The sequence below is a fragment of the Marinitoga okinawensis genome (genome assembly GCF_055387075.1).
Window position 1 is genome coordinate 551,083 of sequence record NZ_AP042422.1, and the last position, 14,471, is coordinate 565,553.

A 14,471-nucleotide genomic window follows, 5' to 3' on the forward strand; every position below is an offset into this window, starting at 1 on the left:
GCCATTATCTGCTCACCTCTTCAAAAGCACCTGATAATTTGAAGTTGAAATAACTTATACCTGAAACAATAGCAAAAATCAATATAGAAATGGCACTAGCAAAGCCAAAATCCTGACCTCTGGAACCCTCAAAAGCAAGTTTATATGTATATGATATTAAAATATCGGTTGATCCGGCAGGAGTTGTTGCACCAGGCATTGCAGGACCGCCACCAGTTAATAAGTATATATTAACGAAATTATTGAAATTAAATGCAAAACTACTTACTAATAATGGAGTTAATGAAACCATTAATAATGGTAAGGTAATTTTGCTAAATTGAGTCCAGCGAGTAGCACCATCTATTGAAGCTGCCTCATATAATTCATCAGGTATGCTTTGTAATGCTCCAAGAGTTATAGTCATCATATAAGGGAATCCTAACCAGGTGTTTACAATTAATACTGATACTTTTGCCCAAAATGGATCATTTAACCATTTTATAGGTTCTAATCCCAAATTAGATATGATAAATCTATTTATAATTCCATAGGTCTCATTAAAAAATCCGTTTCTCCATATTAATACTGAAATAAAGGCTGGAATTGCCCAGGGGATAATCAATAATGTTCTATATAAAACTCTTCCTTTCATGAATTTATCATTTAGCATTAATGCAAGTATCATACCTATTATAAAACTAAATAAAACACTTAATGCTGCATAGGTAAAAGTCCATGTAAATATTTTTAAAAACGGGCCAGAAATTTTAGGGTCTTTTCTTATCCTATCAAATTGATAAGTTCCAATAAAAGAAGAATACCCAACTAATCTAACTAATTCGCCTTTATCATTATAATCCCAGAATGCACTATCTCTGTCTACTAGTTCTTTATTAGTTCTTGTGTTGAAAATCACAGTTTTATAAGTTTTTTTATTGTTAACAAAAACAGGTTTTACTCTTAACTCATATATTCTGTATGCTTCAGAGAATTTTTTATAAATATATCTTGAAGAAAGCCTATATTTTTTACCATCATAATTTTTTAATTCCAGTACTCCAAGATATTTTTGTCTTAAAACTGTGTTATAAAATGATGCGTTTTTAAAAGTGGTAGGATCTGTTGGTGAATAGAAATAAACATATTTGTTTCCTTTATTATCCTCAAATCCTAATACGTTTTTCATTTTTTCCTCTATTGATAAATTTCTAAAAGATTCATCTAATGGCCTTTTTAGAAAAGCAGTAAAAGTGTCACCGTTAATACTAATATTCATATAATTTTCATTTACTTTTTTTAATTCAGAAGTAGCGTTCTTTGGATTTCCTTTTGAATCATAAGTTATATCTTTTGGTTTTTGTGATAATAAAATTTCTTTGTCGTTATACAAAGCAATTAAAAAGTCTTCAGTGGGTTTAAAATTTTCCATTTTTACAAAAATTTTAAAGTTATAAGAATTTCCATCATCTGGTTCATACAAATAATTAGGGTCATTTAGTAATATCTGTATTGCCTGATCTCTTGTAAATAAATGACCTGTTCCATAATTTGTAAAAGCAGTTTTGACCGTGTAATATATAGGATATACAGTTAAAATAAACAGGAAAAACATTGCAGGCAAGGTATATCTATAAGGATATCCTTTTTTAGAAAAAATAGCGACATTTGCTAATACGACGAAGGCTGCTATAACTACTGCTAAACCATAGTTTCCTAATCCAGATAATATGAATATTGTCCATACTAATCCAGCATTTAATAGGGCTATAAATGAGTACAACAAAAATTTACCAAGAGTTTTCATGGTGTCCCTCCCTTAAAATGTATGAAAAATTTTGATTTTTGGTTATAAACGATAATACTTAAATATTATAACATAAAATGAACATTTTTATCAAAATGAAAATAAAATATTATGTTAAAAAAATGATGGTATAATAATTATAAATAAAAACAAATGAGGTGTTTAGATGAAGTATTTAGCATTATGTTCATTGGGACTTGAAAAAATTCTTTCTAATGAATTAAAAAAAATGAATTATAAAATTGATAAAGCAAATGATGGAATGATTGAATTTTCAGGTGGGGAATTTGATTATTACAACTTAAATTTAAATTTAAGAACAGCAGAAAGGGTATTTATTAAATTAGGAGAATTTAATGCATTTACCTTTGATGATCTTTATGACGGTATAATTTCTTTGCATTTATCTTCTTTTTTTCCAAAAAATGGAAAAATTATTATAGATAAAGTTAGAACATCCAGATCAGCATTATATAATCAATCTGTAATTCAATCTGTTGTTAAAAAAGCGATTGTAGAGAAATTAAAGAAGGAATATAAAATAAATTCATATAAAGAAGAAAATGGTGAATATAAAATTAGAGTGTATATTAAAAACAATAAGGTTACTTTAGCTTTAGATACTTCAGGAGAAGGGTTACATAAAAGAGGATATAGGAAACTTGTTAGCGAAGCACCATTAAGAGAGACAATAGCTGCTTCTATGATTTTGAAAGCAGGATGGAAAAGAAAGCATGTGTTAATAGATCCTTTCTGTGGTTCTGGAACAATTCCTATTGAAGCAGCAATGTATGGATTAAATATTGCTCCAGGATTATATAGAAATTTTGTATTTGAAACATGGTTTAATTTTGATAAAAGTAAGTTTGGAAAATATAAAAAAAATGCAATTGAAAATATTAAATATACAGATTTAAAAATTTTTGGTTTTGATAAAGAGTATAAAATGATAGAGATAGCAAAAGAAAATGCTTCAAATTTTAATTTAGATAAATATATAGAGTTTGAAAGAAAAAATATGGAAAGTGTAACATTAGATTTTGAAGAAGGATATATTATTACAAATCCGCCATATGGCGATAGATTAAATGACAAAAAACATGCAGAAAAAATATATGAACAAATGAGATATTTAAGAAAAAAATATCCTAAATTTAAATATTCTATAGTAACTTCCCATGAAAAGTTTGAAGAGTTTTTTGGCAGTAAATCAGATAAAAAGAAAAAGGTTGTAAATGGGAAACAAGTTTTATATATTTATGAGTATAATAAATGAGGAGCAGTAGCTCCTCATTTTTATGAAATAATAATTAAATCTTGATCACCATCTACATTATCGCCTTTTTTAACAAGTATTTTTTCAATGACACCATCATAATCGCTTAATATTTCATTTTCCATTTTCATAGCTTCAATTACTAATAATTTTTGTCCTTTTTCTACTCTAGCTCCTTCGGAAACAAATAAATCAACTATAACACCAGGCAAAGGAGCTTTTACAGTATTTTTTCCAGAAGATACTGGTGCTGGTGCAGTTTTTGGCTTTGGCTTTGGTTCGCTTTTTACTGGAGCAGGAGTTGGGTTAGAAGTAGGAATATTTTTTGGTTGATAAACTACTTGGGGTTCAGGTTTTTCAATAGGTGTATTTTCTGTTCCTAATTCTTCTACTTCTACTTCATAGCTTTTTCCATTAACTTTTACATTAAATTTTCTAATCATTTTCTCCCTCCTATTTTTTTAACTCTCCACGTGACAGTTGGTGATAACATACCCCACATGGTTAATTTTTTATTTTTTGGAATTGATGTAGGTGTAACGCTTTTTATTCTAAAGTTTTTGCTTTTTGTTGATGCCGATATTGCACCAATAATTGCAGCGACTATCTCAGTATCATCTTCTTCAATTAAATTCATATTTTTGTTAATAGTTTCTTCTGGTTTAGGATCAGTATGAGGAATATTTATTTCTTTTTTTAAAGTACTTTTTCTCTCAGGAGAAAAATATTTAAATAATATGAAAAAAATGCTTAAAATTGCTAAAACAATAAAAACAATAACTATTCCTACAAGAGTTATAGATAAAACATCATTCATAATAACACCACCAATTATAATGGAATATTTCCATGTTTTTTGTTTGGTCTTGGTTCAGCCTTTGATTCAGCCATAAATAAAGTTTGAATTAATACTTTTCTTGTATCTTTAGGATCAATAACATCTTCTATATAACCTCTTCCAGCAGCAACATAAGGATTAGCAAATTCTTTCTTATATTCTTCTATTTTTTCTAATCGTGTTTTTTCAGGTGTTTCAGATTTTTGTATTTCTTTTCTAAATATAATATTCGCAGCACCTTCAGAACCCATAACGGCAATTTCAGCCGTGGGCCATGCAAATACAAAATCTGCTCCTATATGTTGTGATGACATAGCAATATAAGCTCCACCATACGCTTTTCTTAAAATAATAGTTAATTTTGGAACAGTTGCTTCACTATATGCGTATAATAATTTAGCACCATGTCTAATAATTCCACCATGTTCTTGATTAACGCCGGGTAAAAATCCTGGAGTATCTACAAATGTAATTATTGGAATATTAAAAGCATCGCAGAATCTAATAAATCTTGCAGCTTTATCAGCGGAATTGATGTCTAAAGCACCAGCTAAAAACTTAGGTTGATTTGCAATTATTCCTACACTTTTTCCACCAATTCTTCCAAACCCAACAACAATATTTTGTGCAAAGTATTTATGTACTTCAAAAAAAGAATCTTTATCTAAAACAAGATCTAAAATATCTCTAACATCATATCCTTTTTTGGGGTTTGGAGATACAATATCATAAATCTTATCTGATATATCAAAATTATTGTCAAATTCAAAATCTTCAGGTGTTTCAAGATTATTTGAAGGTATATAAGATAATAATTTTTTTGTAATATCCATAGCTTCTTCATCAGAATTAGCTACAAAATGGGCTACTCCGCTTTTTGCATTATGAGCCATAGCTCCACCTAGTTGGTTTTTATCAACATCTTCTCCTGTAACAGCTTTTATTACTTGTGGCCCGGTAATAAACATTTGAGAAGTTTTATCTACCATTATAATGAAATCCGTTATAGCAGGAGAATATACAGCACCACCAGCACAAGGACCAGCAATTATTGTTATTTGAGGAATAACTCCAGAAGCCAATGTATTTCTATAAAAAATTCCTCCATAGCCGTATAAAGAATCTACTCCTTCTTGAATTCTAGCACCACCAGAATCATTTATTCCAATAAGCGGTATACCATATTTCATTGCCATGTCTTGGATTTTCATAATTTTTTTTGCATGCATTTCTCCCAATGAACCGCCTTGAACTGTAAAATCTTGAGAATATACAGCAACTTTCTTACCATTTATTGTTCCAACGCCAGTTATTACACCATCATACGGAAATGTTTTTTTATCAAGGCCAAAATTTGTACTTCTATGTTTTACGAATAAATCTGTTTCTACAAATGATCCCTTATCAAGTAAAATATCAATTCTTTCTCTGGCGGAAAGTTTACCGAGCTTATGTTGTTTTTCGATTTTTTCAGCACCGCCACCTTCTAGCAACTTTTCTTTTCTTTTTAAAAATTCTTCATAAATTTCTTGAAACTTTTCATCCATATATTACACTCCCTTCAAGAGTAGTTATTTGTGTTCAACAAGTTCAATAAGGACACCATTGGTTGTTTTAGGATGTAAAAAAACTACTTTTGTGTTATGAGCTCCATCTTTTGGTTCGTCACTTAAAGGCTTAATGCCCAACTCCTTTGATTTATTTATCATTTCTTGAACATTTTCAACTTCATATGCTATATGATGAATACCTTCACCTTTTTTGGATAGAAAACCAGAAATTTCAGAGTTTTCATGTAATGGTTCAAGTAATTCTAATCTTGTTTCACCTACTTGAACAAAAGCAACTTTCAAACCTCGATCTTCTAAAATTTCTTCACCGGATGTATTTAAACCTAATAAATTTTTATATAAATTTAATGCATTGTCTATAGATTTTACAGCAATTCCAATATGATCAATTTTTTTCATTTTTATTCACCTCGCACATATATTTTATTATATTATTTTTTAATGATGGCATATCATTGAATTCAAAATTGTAAGTTTCTAGAATTTCATCTATATTTCTAATAATAGAACTTCTAATTCTTCTTTTCATTCTTCTTTTTTTTCTAAAATCATATTCTCCAGAATTCTTAATATTTTCAAAATGATTATTTATCCATTTTATGGCATCATTAATCCCATCATTTCTAATAGAACTAACAGGTAATATTACCTTGGATTTTGCATCACTTTCTAAATTTAGAGTGTTTTTGAGTTGGAGGATAAATTTACTAGATTCCGGTAAATCAATTTTATTGATTACATATGCATCAGCAATTTCCATTATACCAGCTTTAAACAATTGTATTTCATCTCCGTTGTTTGGAGACAAAACTAATAATATAGTGTCTGCAACAAAAATAACTTCTATTTCTGATTGTCCAGCGCCAACTGTTTCTATAATGATTTTATCAAATCCAAATGATTTCATCACATCAACAATATCATATATGGAATCACATAACCCACCAACACTACCTCTAGATGCAACACTTCTGATGTATATATTATCTTTTCCAGATAAATTTCTCATTCTTATTCTATCACCTAAAAATGCTCCACCAGAAAAAGGACTAGACGGATCAACAGCAATAATTCCTATTTTTAATCCTTCTTTTGCCCATTCATTTACAACTTTTGATAAAAATGTACTTTTTCCTGCACCAGGACTTCCAGTTATTCCTATTATTTGAGTCTCTTTTTTGGGTTTGGGTAGTTGTTCTATAATATCCCATGCATAATTTATATTATTTTCTACTAAAGATATAATTTGTGCTAAAGCATATTTTTCTCCAGATTTAAATTTTTCTATTATATTATTAAGCTTCTTTTGAAATGGCAATTTCTTTCACCTTTCTAATAATTGTTTCTAAAGGTGTTCCAGGACCAAATACTTCATTGATACCCATTTCTTTTAAAGAAGGTATGTCTTCTTCTGGAATTATTCCACCAAGGAAGACAGGAATATTAGCGTTTTTTTCTTTTAATAATTTTAATATTTTTTCACATAATTTCATATGAGCACCGGATAATATTGATAATCCAATTATATTAACATCTTCTTCTAATGCAGTATTAACGATATCTTCAGTGGTTTGTCTAATTCCAGTATATATAACTTCCATTCCAGCATCTCTCAAAGCTCTGGCCACAACTTTTGCACCTCTATCATGGCCATCGAGACCAGGTTTTCCTATTAATACTCTTATTTTCTCCATCATCAGGCCTCCTCTATTATTTTATAATATAACTGCTTCATGGTATTCCCCATAAACATCTCTTAAAACGTCAGTTATTTCTCCTAATGTGGCATATGATTTAACAGCATCTAATATATAAGGCATTATATTTTCTTTGTTTTCAGCAGCATTTCGTAATTTTAGTAAGTTTTTCTTTACTAATTCATTATCTCTTTCTTGTTTTAATTTTCTTAATTTTTCTTTTTGTTTTTCTTCTACTTCTGGATCAACTCTTAAAATAGAATCATTTTTATGATTTTCTTCTACTTTAAATTTATTAACCCCAACAATTATTTGATCAGAATTTTCAATAGCTAATTGAGATTCATAAGCAGAATTTAATATTTCTTTTTGTACATATCCGTCTTCGATAGCTCTTACCATACCGCCCATTTCTTCAATTTTTTCAATATATTTCATAGCTTTTTCTTCTATATCTTTAGTTAATGCTTCTATAACATATGATCCTGCAAAAGGATCAACAGTTTCAGTTACTCCAGATTCATAAGCTATAATTTGTTGAGTTCTCAAAGCAATTGTAGCAGAAAGCTCTGTAGGTAATCCTAAAGCTTCATCATAAGAATTTGTATGTAATGATTGTGTTCCACCTAATACAGCAGCTAATGCTTGCATTGTTACACGTATAATATTGTTTAATGGTTGTTGAGCTGTTAAAGTTGAACCAGCTGTTTGTGTGTGGAATTTTAATCTTAATGCAGAAGGATTAGTAACATTGAATTTGTTTTTCATTAATTTAGCCCATAATTTTCTTGCGGCTCTAAATTTAGCAATTTCTTCAATGAAATTATTATGTGCATTAAAGAAAAAGGATAAATTTTTACCAAAAACATTAGGGTCTAATCCAGCTTTTATGGCAGCTTCAACATAAGCCAATCCATCAGCTAATGTAAAAGCCACTTCTTGAACAGCATTTGCGCCAGCTTCTCTAATATGATAACCGCTTATACTAATTAAATTGAATTTAGGTAAATATTTAGAACCATATTCAAAAATATCAACAATAATTTTCATTGAAGGATCAGGTGGAAAAACGTAAGTGCCTCTGGCAATATATTCTTTTAAAATATCATTTTGAATAGTTCCTCTTAATTTTTCTTTTTCTACTCCTTGTTTTTCCGCGACAGCTATTAGCATAGATAACAAAATGGATGCAGTAGAATTAATTGTCATGGAAACACTAACTTTATCAAGAGGAATCCCGTCGAATAGAATTTCCATATCTTTTAGAGAATCAATAGCAACACCTACTTTACCTACTTCTCCTTCCGACATTGAATGATCAGAGTCATATCCTATTTGTGTAGGTAAATCAAAAGCTACTGAAAGACCAGTTTGTCCTTGTTCTAAAAGATATTTATATCTTTTATTTGATTCTTCTGCAGTTGCAAATCCAGCATATTGCCTCATAGTCCAAAATCTACCCCTATACATTGTAGGTTGGACTCCGCGAGTAAATGGATATTCACCTGGAAAACCAATATCTTTAATATAATCAATATCTTTAATATCTTCTGGTGTATAAAGTCTTTTTAACTCTTCATTATATGTTGTTTTGAATATTTCTTTTCTTTCAGGAAATTTTTCTAATGTTTTTTTTAATGTTGTTTCTTCCCACTCTTTTTTCTTTTTGGAAATTTCACTTATTTTTTCTTCTTTAAACATAATGCACCTCCATTATTGTGGGTATATGTACTCTTTTATATTTTACAATATTTTTTTTAATTTTGCTAATTAAAAAAAACGCAATAAATCATAATTTCAGCTAATAATTAAGGATTATCTTGGATATAATAAGAATAATAAATTGGAATAAATAATAATTATATGATATTATAGTATATAGATATTAATTGAAAATTACGGGAGGTTTTTGTATGGCTTCTGAAAAGGAAAGCGTATATCCAAAATTTATTGATGGCGATATTATATTTTTTTTGGAGAATAATGTTACACAAAAGCAACTTTTAGAAGAGCTTTCTGAAAATTTAGACAAGTTGAATAACTTCTTCTCCAAAGGTGATGGATTCTATGTTTTAATAAAGAATCCAGAAATGTATTCGATTGTTCCCAAGATAGGTAAATTAGCAAAGGGAAAAGGTTTATATCTTTCTGGTGCATATTTTGAAGACTTACCAGAAATAAAGAAAAAGAAAAAAGAATTTAGATTAAGTGGAACAAATATTTATAAGAAACATGTTAGATCTGGACAAATTTTAGATAATCCGGGGGATATTATCATATTTGGTAATGTAAATCAAGGTGCAGAAATTAGAGCAGGCGGTAGTGTGATTGTTTTTGGTAAGATTAAAGGAACTGTGAGGGTTGGAATGACTCAACATAAAAACACATTTATTGTTGCTGCGGAAATGGATTCGCCTTTAGTTGAAATATGTGGAATTGTTTTAAATAATTACGCATGGCCTAAAGGACCGGTTTCAATACATTATGATAATGATCAAATAAATGTTGAACCAATAGAATTATAATGGAGGTAATGAAATGAAAAGCAAGGAGATGATTAAGCTTTTAAGCGATTCAATAGGTGTTTCTATGTATGAAAATGAAGTAAAAGAAAAAATAATTGAGATTGCTAAAAAAATATCAAATGAAATAGATATATTTGATGTTGGGAAAGGTTCATTGGGGATTAAATATGGTGATGGTAATATAAAAATTGCTTTATTTGCTCATATGGATGAAATAGGTATAGTTATTACAAAAATAGTTGATGAACAATTTGCTATGGTTCATACAATAGGTGGAGTAGATCCAAGAACATTAATTTCAAAAAGAGTTAAATTTAAAACAAAAAATGGAGAAAAGATAGGTTTAGTAGGAATGTTGGCTCCTCATTTACAAAAAGAGAAACATAGAAATACTTCTCCAGATTTTGATAATTTATACATAGATTTTTCTATTTCAAATGGAACTTCAGATATTGAAGTTGGAGATGTAGGGGTTATAGACGTAAAAGCTGAAGAATTAAATAATAAAATCACTGGAAAAGCTATGGATGATAGAGCTGGATGTGTAGTTTTATTAAAAACATTAGAATACTTGAAAAAATTTAGAATTGATGATAAAACTGTATATTGTTTATTTAATCAAGGAGAAGAAATAGGTTTAAAAGGTGCTAAAAGAACCAGTTATGAAATAAATCCTGAAATAGGAATAGTAGTAGATGTTACATTTGGAAGTGATACACCTTCACATTTTGAGAAAATAGAAATGGGAAAAGGCCCTGCTATAGCATTAGGACCTACTATGAATAATGATGTTACAGAAAAAATTATAGAAGCAGCAAAAAATTATAATATTAAATATCAACTTGAACCACTTCCTATTAGAAGTGGAACAGAAGCTGATATTGTCCAAATTGTAAGATCAGGAATAAAAACTATAGGGATTTCTATTCCTATTTTAAATATGCATTCTTCAGTAGAGGTTGTTGATCCTTCAGATATTGATGAAGCTGCAAGGTTAATAGCTCAATTTATAGCAGACTATGGTAAAGAAGGTGAAGCAAATGAATAACTTGTTAAAATATTTACCAGAATTAACAGAGTTACCAGGAATTTCTGGAAAAGAAGATAAAGTTAGAGAATATATTTTAGAGAAAATAAAAGATAAAGTAGATGAATATCATATTGATGTGATGGGGAATTTAATAACAAAAATAAAGGGTCGCGATTCATCAAAGAAAATTATGTTACTTGCCCATATGGATGAAGTAGGTTTTATGGTAACAAAAATAAATGATGATGGAACCTTTCATATTTCCCCTGTCGGCGGAGTAGACCCAAGAGTTGTATTTTCACAAAGATTAAAAGTGAATGATGAAATATTATCAGTGGTACAAATAAAACCTATTCATCTTTTAAAAGAAAATGAAAGAAAGAGTAAACCAGATTATTCTAGTTTTAAGATATATAGTGGATTTGAAAAAGAAGAATTAAAAAAGAAAGTTAAAATAGGGGATATGGTTACTTTTGATACTGAATTTTATATGAATGATGATAGAGCTGTTTCAAAAGCATTTGATGATAGAGCGGGATGCTCTTGGATGATGAATCTAATAGATAAAATCAGTGAAGGTCAAAAGCCAATGTTTGATACATATTTTGCTTTTGTCGTTCAAGAAGAAGTGGGGTTGAGAGGTAGTGGAGTAGCAGCTTATCAAATAAATCCTGATGTAGCACTTGTTTTAGAAGGGACTACGGCTGGTGATTATCCATTATTAGATCAAGATAAATGGGCTACACATTTGGGAAATGGACCAGCAACATTTTTTATGCATTCTGGAGTAGTTTTATCAAAAGATATATTTGATAAGATAGTAAGTATTGCAAAAGAAAATAATATTAAACTACAATTTAAAATGAGAACGGCAGGAGGAACTGATGCTAGAAGATTGGCAACAACATTAGATGGTATTCCTTCGGGAATTTTAGCTGTTCCATCAAGGTATATACATTCACCAAATACAATTATAGATATTAATGATTATATAAATGGATATAAATTATTAGAATTATTAGTACTTGAAGGGAGGATATTAAAATAATGAAAGAATTAATAAAAAAATTAACTGAAATCAGCTCTCCAAGTGGAAGAGAGTATGAAATTAGAGATGCAATAATTAATGAAATAAAAGATTATGTAGATGAATATAAAGTAGATAGATTAGGAAATTTAATTGCAATAAAAAAGGGTGAAAATGATAAAACCATATTATTTGACGCGCATATGGATGAAATTGGACTAGTAGTTACACATATTACCGATGATGGATTTTTAAGAGTAGAACCAGTGGGGGGAGTTAACCCTAGAGTTTTAATAGGTGCAAAGGTACAATTTAATGGTTATGTAGGAGTAGTTGGTTTTGAAGGAGAGACAATTGAAGAATATTCTAAAAATATGAATAATATTAATTTTGATGTATTGTTTGTAGATATAGGAGTAAATTCAAAAGAAGAAGCTGAAAAAGTTGCTCCTATTGGAACATTTGGAACATATTATGCTCATTTTAATGATTTAGAAGATAAAATTATTTCAAAAGCTTTAGATGATAGAATAGGTTGTGCAATTATGATAGAAGCTATTAAAAAGATAAATACTCCGAAAAATAATTTAATATTTGCTTTTACAGTTCAAGAGGAAGTTGGGTTAATAGGAGCTTCTGTCGCAGGCTATAATTATAATATAGATATGGCAATTGCTCTTGATGTAACGGCTGCTGCTGATACCCCTAAAGCATTTAAAAGAATGTCTATGAAATTAAATGATGGTCCATGTATAAAAATAAAAGATGGATACACAGTAAGTGATAAATTTGTTGTAGATACATTAAAAGAAGTAGCTAAGGAAAATAATATAAAATATCAAATGGAAGTGTTATTGTTTGGAGGAACTAATGCAGGTGGTTATCAGGTTACAAAATCAGGAATTCCTTCTGGAACAATTTCAATACCTACAAGATATATTCATACTCCACATGAAATGGTATCTATTTCGGATGTGGAAGAAACAGTAAAATTGATTTTAGCTTTATCTAATAGTTAATTGGTGAAAAAATGACAAGTAAAAATTGGTTCAAAGATTTTTTTGTTATATCTATAATAACGTTTTTACTTATGTATTTATTTTTAATATTCATAAATACACAATATATAAAAAGAACGGTTGAAGAAATAGTAAACCGTTCTTCTGCTTCTGTTGTAAACGAAATAAATGAACGAAATAGAGTTTATAATAATATAATAAAAAGTTTTAGTAACGATATTAGAATAAGTGCTTATACTAAGTCTATGATTTATTTTAAAGAAAGCAAAAATAACGATATTTTCAATAGAACATATAAACAATTAGAGGATTATTTAAGTGAAAAAAAAGAGCTTTTATCATCTCCTTACAATATTATTATCACAGATTTTGATAATAATATAATATTTCCTAAAAAGATTAGAATATTAAATTTTAGTATATATGAAAATAATATATTTAATCTAGAGAATAACAAAGATATGATAAAAAGTTCTCCTTTTTTTATAATAGATGATAAAATTTATTTTTATTTGACAACATATATTTTAGATACAAATCAAATTCCTGTAGGATATATTACTTTTGAAATAAGGACGAATTTTTCAAACATAAAAAATTTTTACATGGAAGGGTTGAAATTTTATATAGTTGATAGTGAATCTAAGGTTATTTGGCCAGGTATTTCTTTGCCATATTTTATATTTTCAAAATTATTTTTATCTATAAAAAATGAAAGTAATAATAAATTTTATTTTAATGGAAAAATTTATTTTTTAAAAAAAACTAAATTTGGTGAAAGTTCATATATATTAGCTATTTATGAAAATAAAGAAAGTTATGTATATTCGGTAATATATTTTGTTTTTATAACCGTATTTATTCTCTTAGTAATGATTGTATGGTTAATCAAATATTTATCTTATGAGAGAAAACTTACTAAAAAAATGGTTAATATTTCTAAAGAAATAGGTATTGAAGAAAGTGAATTGATATCTTTTAATATAAAAAAATTAAAGCATATTAGAAAGTCTTTGTTTAAGGAAATTAATACATTTCAAGAATTAGAAAATAGAGTAATTGATTCTATTAGACTGTATGATGATATTTACTATATAGGGTTTTATAAAAAAGATTATAACAATTATAATTATTTTGAATATACTATATTTAAATCTGAGAAGTATAAAATATCTAACGAAATTATTGAAATATTTATAAAATCAAAAAAGAGTTATTTATTGTCATTTGAAAAAAGACTTTTTGACTTTGATGGATTTTTAATTATAAAGGAAAATAAAATGGGAGATTTGGAAAAAAATCTTTTTTTTGATGGAATAAAATATTTATTAAATGAATTATATATAAAAATGAATAAAATATATAGTATTGAAGATTTAGAAAAGTATTATATGAATGATGATTTTAAAAGTATTTTGATAGTGAAATTTAAAGATAAAATATTTGATTTGAAATCATTAGATATTTATAGAAGTTATATCATAAGGTATAAAAATAATTATATATTTTTAAATACTTTCAATGAAAAATTTAATATTAATATAATAGATTATATAGAAGTTTTTAGTGAGTTTGAAAATTCAAATGCTAAATATATAAATTTAAAAATCCCAAAATATGAATCTAAAAGGAAAAAAGCTTTAAAAGAAGTAAAAAAGCTTATAGAATATAATTGGGAAGATATAGAAGATACATATTAAAA

Annotated in this window: 14 protein-coding genes; 6 read left to right on the forward strand and 8 right to left on the reverse strand. The window is 27.9% G+C overall.

All coding sequences use genetic code 11. From position 1 onward, the window contains the following. Positions 1-4 precede the first annotated feature (4 nt). Positions 5-1,786 carry an ABC transporter permease subunit gene (locus tag ACZ5CK_RS02665; RefSeq protein ID WP_464582364.1) on the reverse strand — a complete coding sequence of 594 codons (1,782 nt, stop codon included), beginning with the start codon at positions 1,784-1,786 and terminating at the stop codon, positions 5-7. 166 nt (positions 1,787-1,952) lie between these two features. On the opposite strand from ACZ5CK_RS02665, the gene ACZ5CK_RS02670 reads away from it, so the two are divergent. Continuing rightward, entirely contained in the window at positions 1,953-3,062 is a 1,110-nt protein-coding gene (locus tag ACZ5CK_RS02670; RefSeq protein WP_464582365.1) for a THUMP domain-containing class I SAM-dependent RNA methyltransferase, read from the forward strand. 20 nt (positions 3,063-3,082) lie between these two features. On the opposite strand, the gene ACZ5CK_RS02675 is transcribed toward ACZ5CK_RS02670, so the two are convergent. From ACZ5CK_RS02675 to ACZ5CK_RS02705, 7 genes are read right to left on the reverse strand one after another with little or no spacing between them, the layout of a single operon-like run. Beyond that, complete coding sequence (locus ACZ5CK_RS02675) at positions 3,083-3,505, reverse strand: biotin/lipoyl-containing protein (RefSeq protein WP_464582366.1); 423 nt, start codon at positions 3,503-3,505, stop codon at positions 3,083-3,085. After that, positions 3,502-3,879: an OadG family protein gene (locus ACZ5CK_RS02680; RefSeq protein ID WP_464582368.1), complete on the reverse strand. Its 378-nt coding sequence runs from the start codon at positions 3,877-3,879 to the stop codon at positions 3,502-3,504. The genes ACZ5CK_RS02675 and ACZ5CK_RS02680 overlap by 4 nt, the downstream gene beginning before the upstream one ends. Positions 3,880-3,893: 14 nt before the next feature. Beyond that, on the reverse strand, positions 3,894-5,447 hold the full coding sequence (locus ACZ5CK_RS02685; protein WP_464582369.1) for an acyl-CoA carboxylase subunit beta: 1,554 nt from the start codon (positions 5,445-5,447) through the stop codon (positions 3,894-3,896). Positions 5,448-5,471: 24 nt separating this feature from the next. Further along, positions 5,472-5,876 (reverse strand): methylmalonyl-CoA epimerase, encoded by a 405-nt coding sequence (mce, locus tag ACZ5CK_RS02690; RefSeq protein WP_464582942.1) that lies wholly within the window; start codon positions 5,874-5,876, stop codon positions 5,472-5,474. Next, the gene (gene meaB / locus ACZ5CK_RS02695; RefSeq protein WP_464582370.1) at positions 5,857-6,789 is read right to left on the reverse strand and encodes a methylmalonyl Co-A mutase-associated GTPase MeaB; all 933 of its coding nucleotides are present in this window, start codon (positions 6,787-6,789) and stop codon (positions 5,857-5,859) included. The genes mce and meaB overlap by 20 nt, the downstream gene beginning before the upstream one ends. Continuing rightward, positions 6,767-7,168: a cobalamin B12-binding domain-containing protein gene (locus ACZ5CK_RS02700; RefSeq protein WP_464582371.1), complete on the reverse strand. Its 402-nt coding sequence runs from the start codon at positions 7,166-7,168 to the stop codon at positions 6,767-6,769. The genes meaB and ACZ5CK_RS02700 overlap by 23 nt, the downstream gene beginning before the upstream one ends. A gap of 18 nt (positions 7,169-7,186) precedes the next feature. Then, a complete protein-coding gene (locus tag ACZ5CK_RS02705) occupies positions 7,187-8,869 on the reverse strand; it encodes an acyl-CoA mutase large subunit family protein (RefSeq protein WP_464582372.1) in 1,683 nt (560 codons plus the stop codon). Between the two features lie 212 nt (positions 8,870-9,081). Between ACZ5CK_RS02705 and ACZ5CK_RS02710 the strand changes: the two genes are divergently transcribed. The 5 genes from ACZ5CK_RS02710 to ACZ5CK_RS02730 are packed head-to-tail and all read left to right on the forward strand — an operon-like array spanning position 9,082 to position 14,469. Beyond that, a complete protein-coding gene (locus tag ACZ5CK_RS02710; RefSeq protein ID WP_464582374.1) occupies positions 9,082-9,693 on the forward strand; it encodes a septum site-determining protein MinC in 612 nt (203 codons plus the stop codon). Between the two features lie 13 nt (positions 9,694-9,706). Beyond that, on the forward strand, positions 9,707-10,741 hold the full coding sequence (locus ACZ5CK_RS02715) for a M20/M25/M40 family metallo-hydrolase (RefSeq protein WP_464582375.1): 1,035 nt from the start codon (positions 9,707-9,709) through the stop codon (positions 10,739-10,741). Further along, complete coding sequence (locus tag ACZ5CK_RS02720) at positions 10,734-11,771, forward strand: M42 family metallopeptidase (protein WP_464582376.1); 1,038 nt, start codon at positions 10,734-10,736, stop codon at positions 11,769-11,771. The genes ACZ5CK_RS02715 and ACZ5CK_RS02720 overlap by 8 nt, the downstream gene beginning before the upstream one ends. Beyond that, a complete protein-coding gene (locus tag ACZ5CK_RS02725; RefSeq protein WP_464582377.1) occupies positions 11,771-12,769 on the forward strand; it encodes a M42 family metallopeptidase in 999 nt (332 codons plus the stop codon). The genes ACZ5CK_RS02720 and ACZ5CK_RS02725 overlap by 1 nt, the downstream gene beginning before the upstream one ends. Before the next feature lie 11 nt (positions 12,770-12,780). Further along, the gene (locus ACZ5CK_RS02730) at positions 12,781-14,469 is read left to right on the forward strand and encodes a transcriptional regulator (RefSeq protein ID WP_464582378.1); all 1,689 of its coding nucleotides are present in this window, start codon (positions 12,781-12,783) and stop codon (positions 14,467-14,469) included. Positions 14,470-14,471 lie beyond the last annotated feature (2 nt).

Excerpts from the sequence above, each read along its gene's own strand:
- ACZ5CK_RS02665 (WP_464582364.1), bottom strand. The coding sequence starts at position 1,786 with ATGAAAACTCTTGGTAAATTTTTGTTGTACTCATTTATAGCCCTATTA.
- ACZ5CK_RS02670 (WP_464582365.1), top strand. The coding sequence starts at position 1,953 with ATGAAGTATTTAGCATTATGTTCATTGGGACTTGAAAAAATTCTTTCT.
- ACZ5CK_RS02675 (WP_464582366.1), bottom strand. The coding sequence starts at position 3,505 with ATGATTAGAAAATTTAATGTAAAAGTTAATGGAAAAAGCTATGAAGTA.
- ACZ5CK_RS02680 (WP_464582368.1), bottom strand. The coding sequence starts at position 3,879 with ATGAATGATGTTTTATCTATAACTCTTGTAGGAATAGTTATTGTTTTT.
- ACZ5CK_RS02685 (WP_464582369.1), bottom strand. The coding sequence starts at position 5,447 with ATGGATGAAAAGTTTCAAGAAATTTATGAAGAATTTTTAAAAAGAAAA.
- ACZ5CK_RS02700 (WP_464582371.1), bottom strand. The coding sequence starts at position 7,168 with ATGATGGAGAAAATAAGAGTATTAATAGGAAAACCTGGTCTCGATGGC.
- ACZ5CK_RS02705 (WP_464582372.1), bottom strand. The coding sequence starts at position 8,869 with ATGTTTAAAGAAGAAAAAATAAGTGAAATTTCCAAAAAGAAAAAAGAG.
- ACZ5CK_RS02710 (WP_464582374.1), top strand. The coding sequence starts at position 9,082 with ATGGCTTCTGAAAAGGAAAGCGTATATCCAAAATTTATTGATGGCGAT.
- ACZ5CK_RS02715 (WP_464582375.1), top strand. The coding sequence starts at position 9,707 with ATGAAAAGCAAGGAGATGATTAAGCTTTTAAGCGATTCAATAGGTGTT.
- ACZ5CK_RS02720 (WP_464582376.1), top strand. The coding sequence starts at position 10,734 with ATGAATAACTTGTTAAAATATTTACCAGAATTAACAGAGTTACCAGGA.
- ACZ5CK_RS02725 (WP_464582377.1), top strand. The coding sequence starts at position 11,771 with ATGAAAGAATTAATAAAAAAATTAACTGAAATCAGCTCTCCAAGTGGA.
- ACZ5CK_RS02730 (WP_464582378.1), top strand. The coding sequence starts at position 12,781 with ATGACAAGTAAAAATTGGTTCAAAGATTTTTTTGTTATATCTATAATA.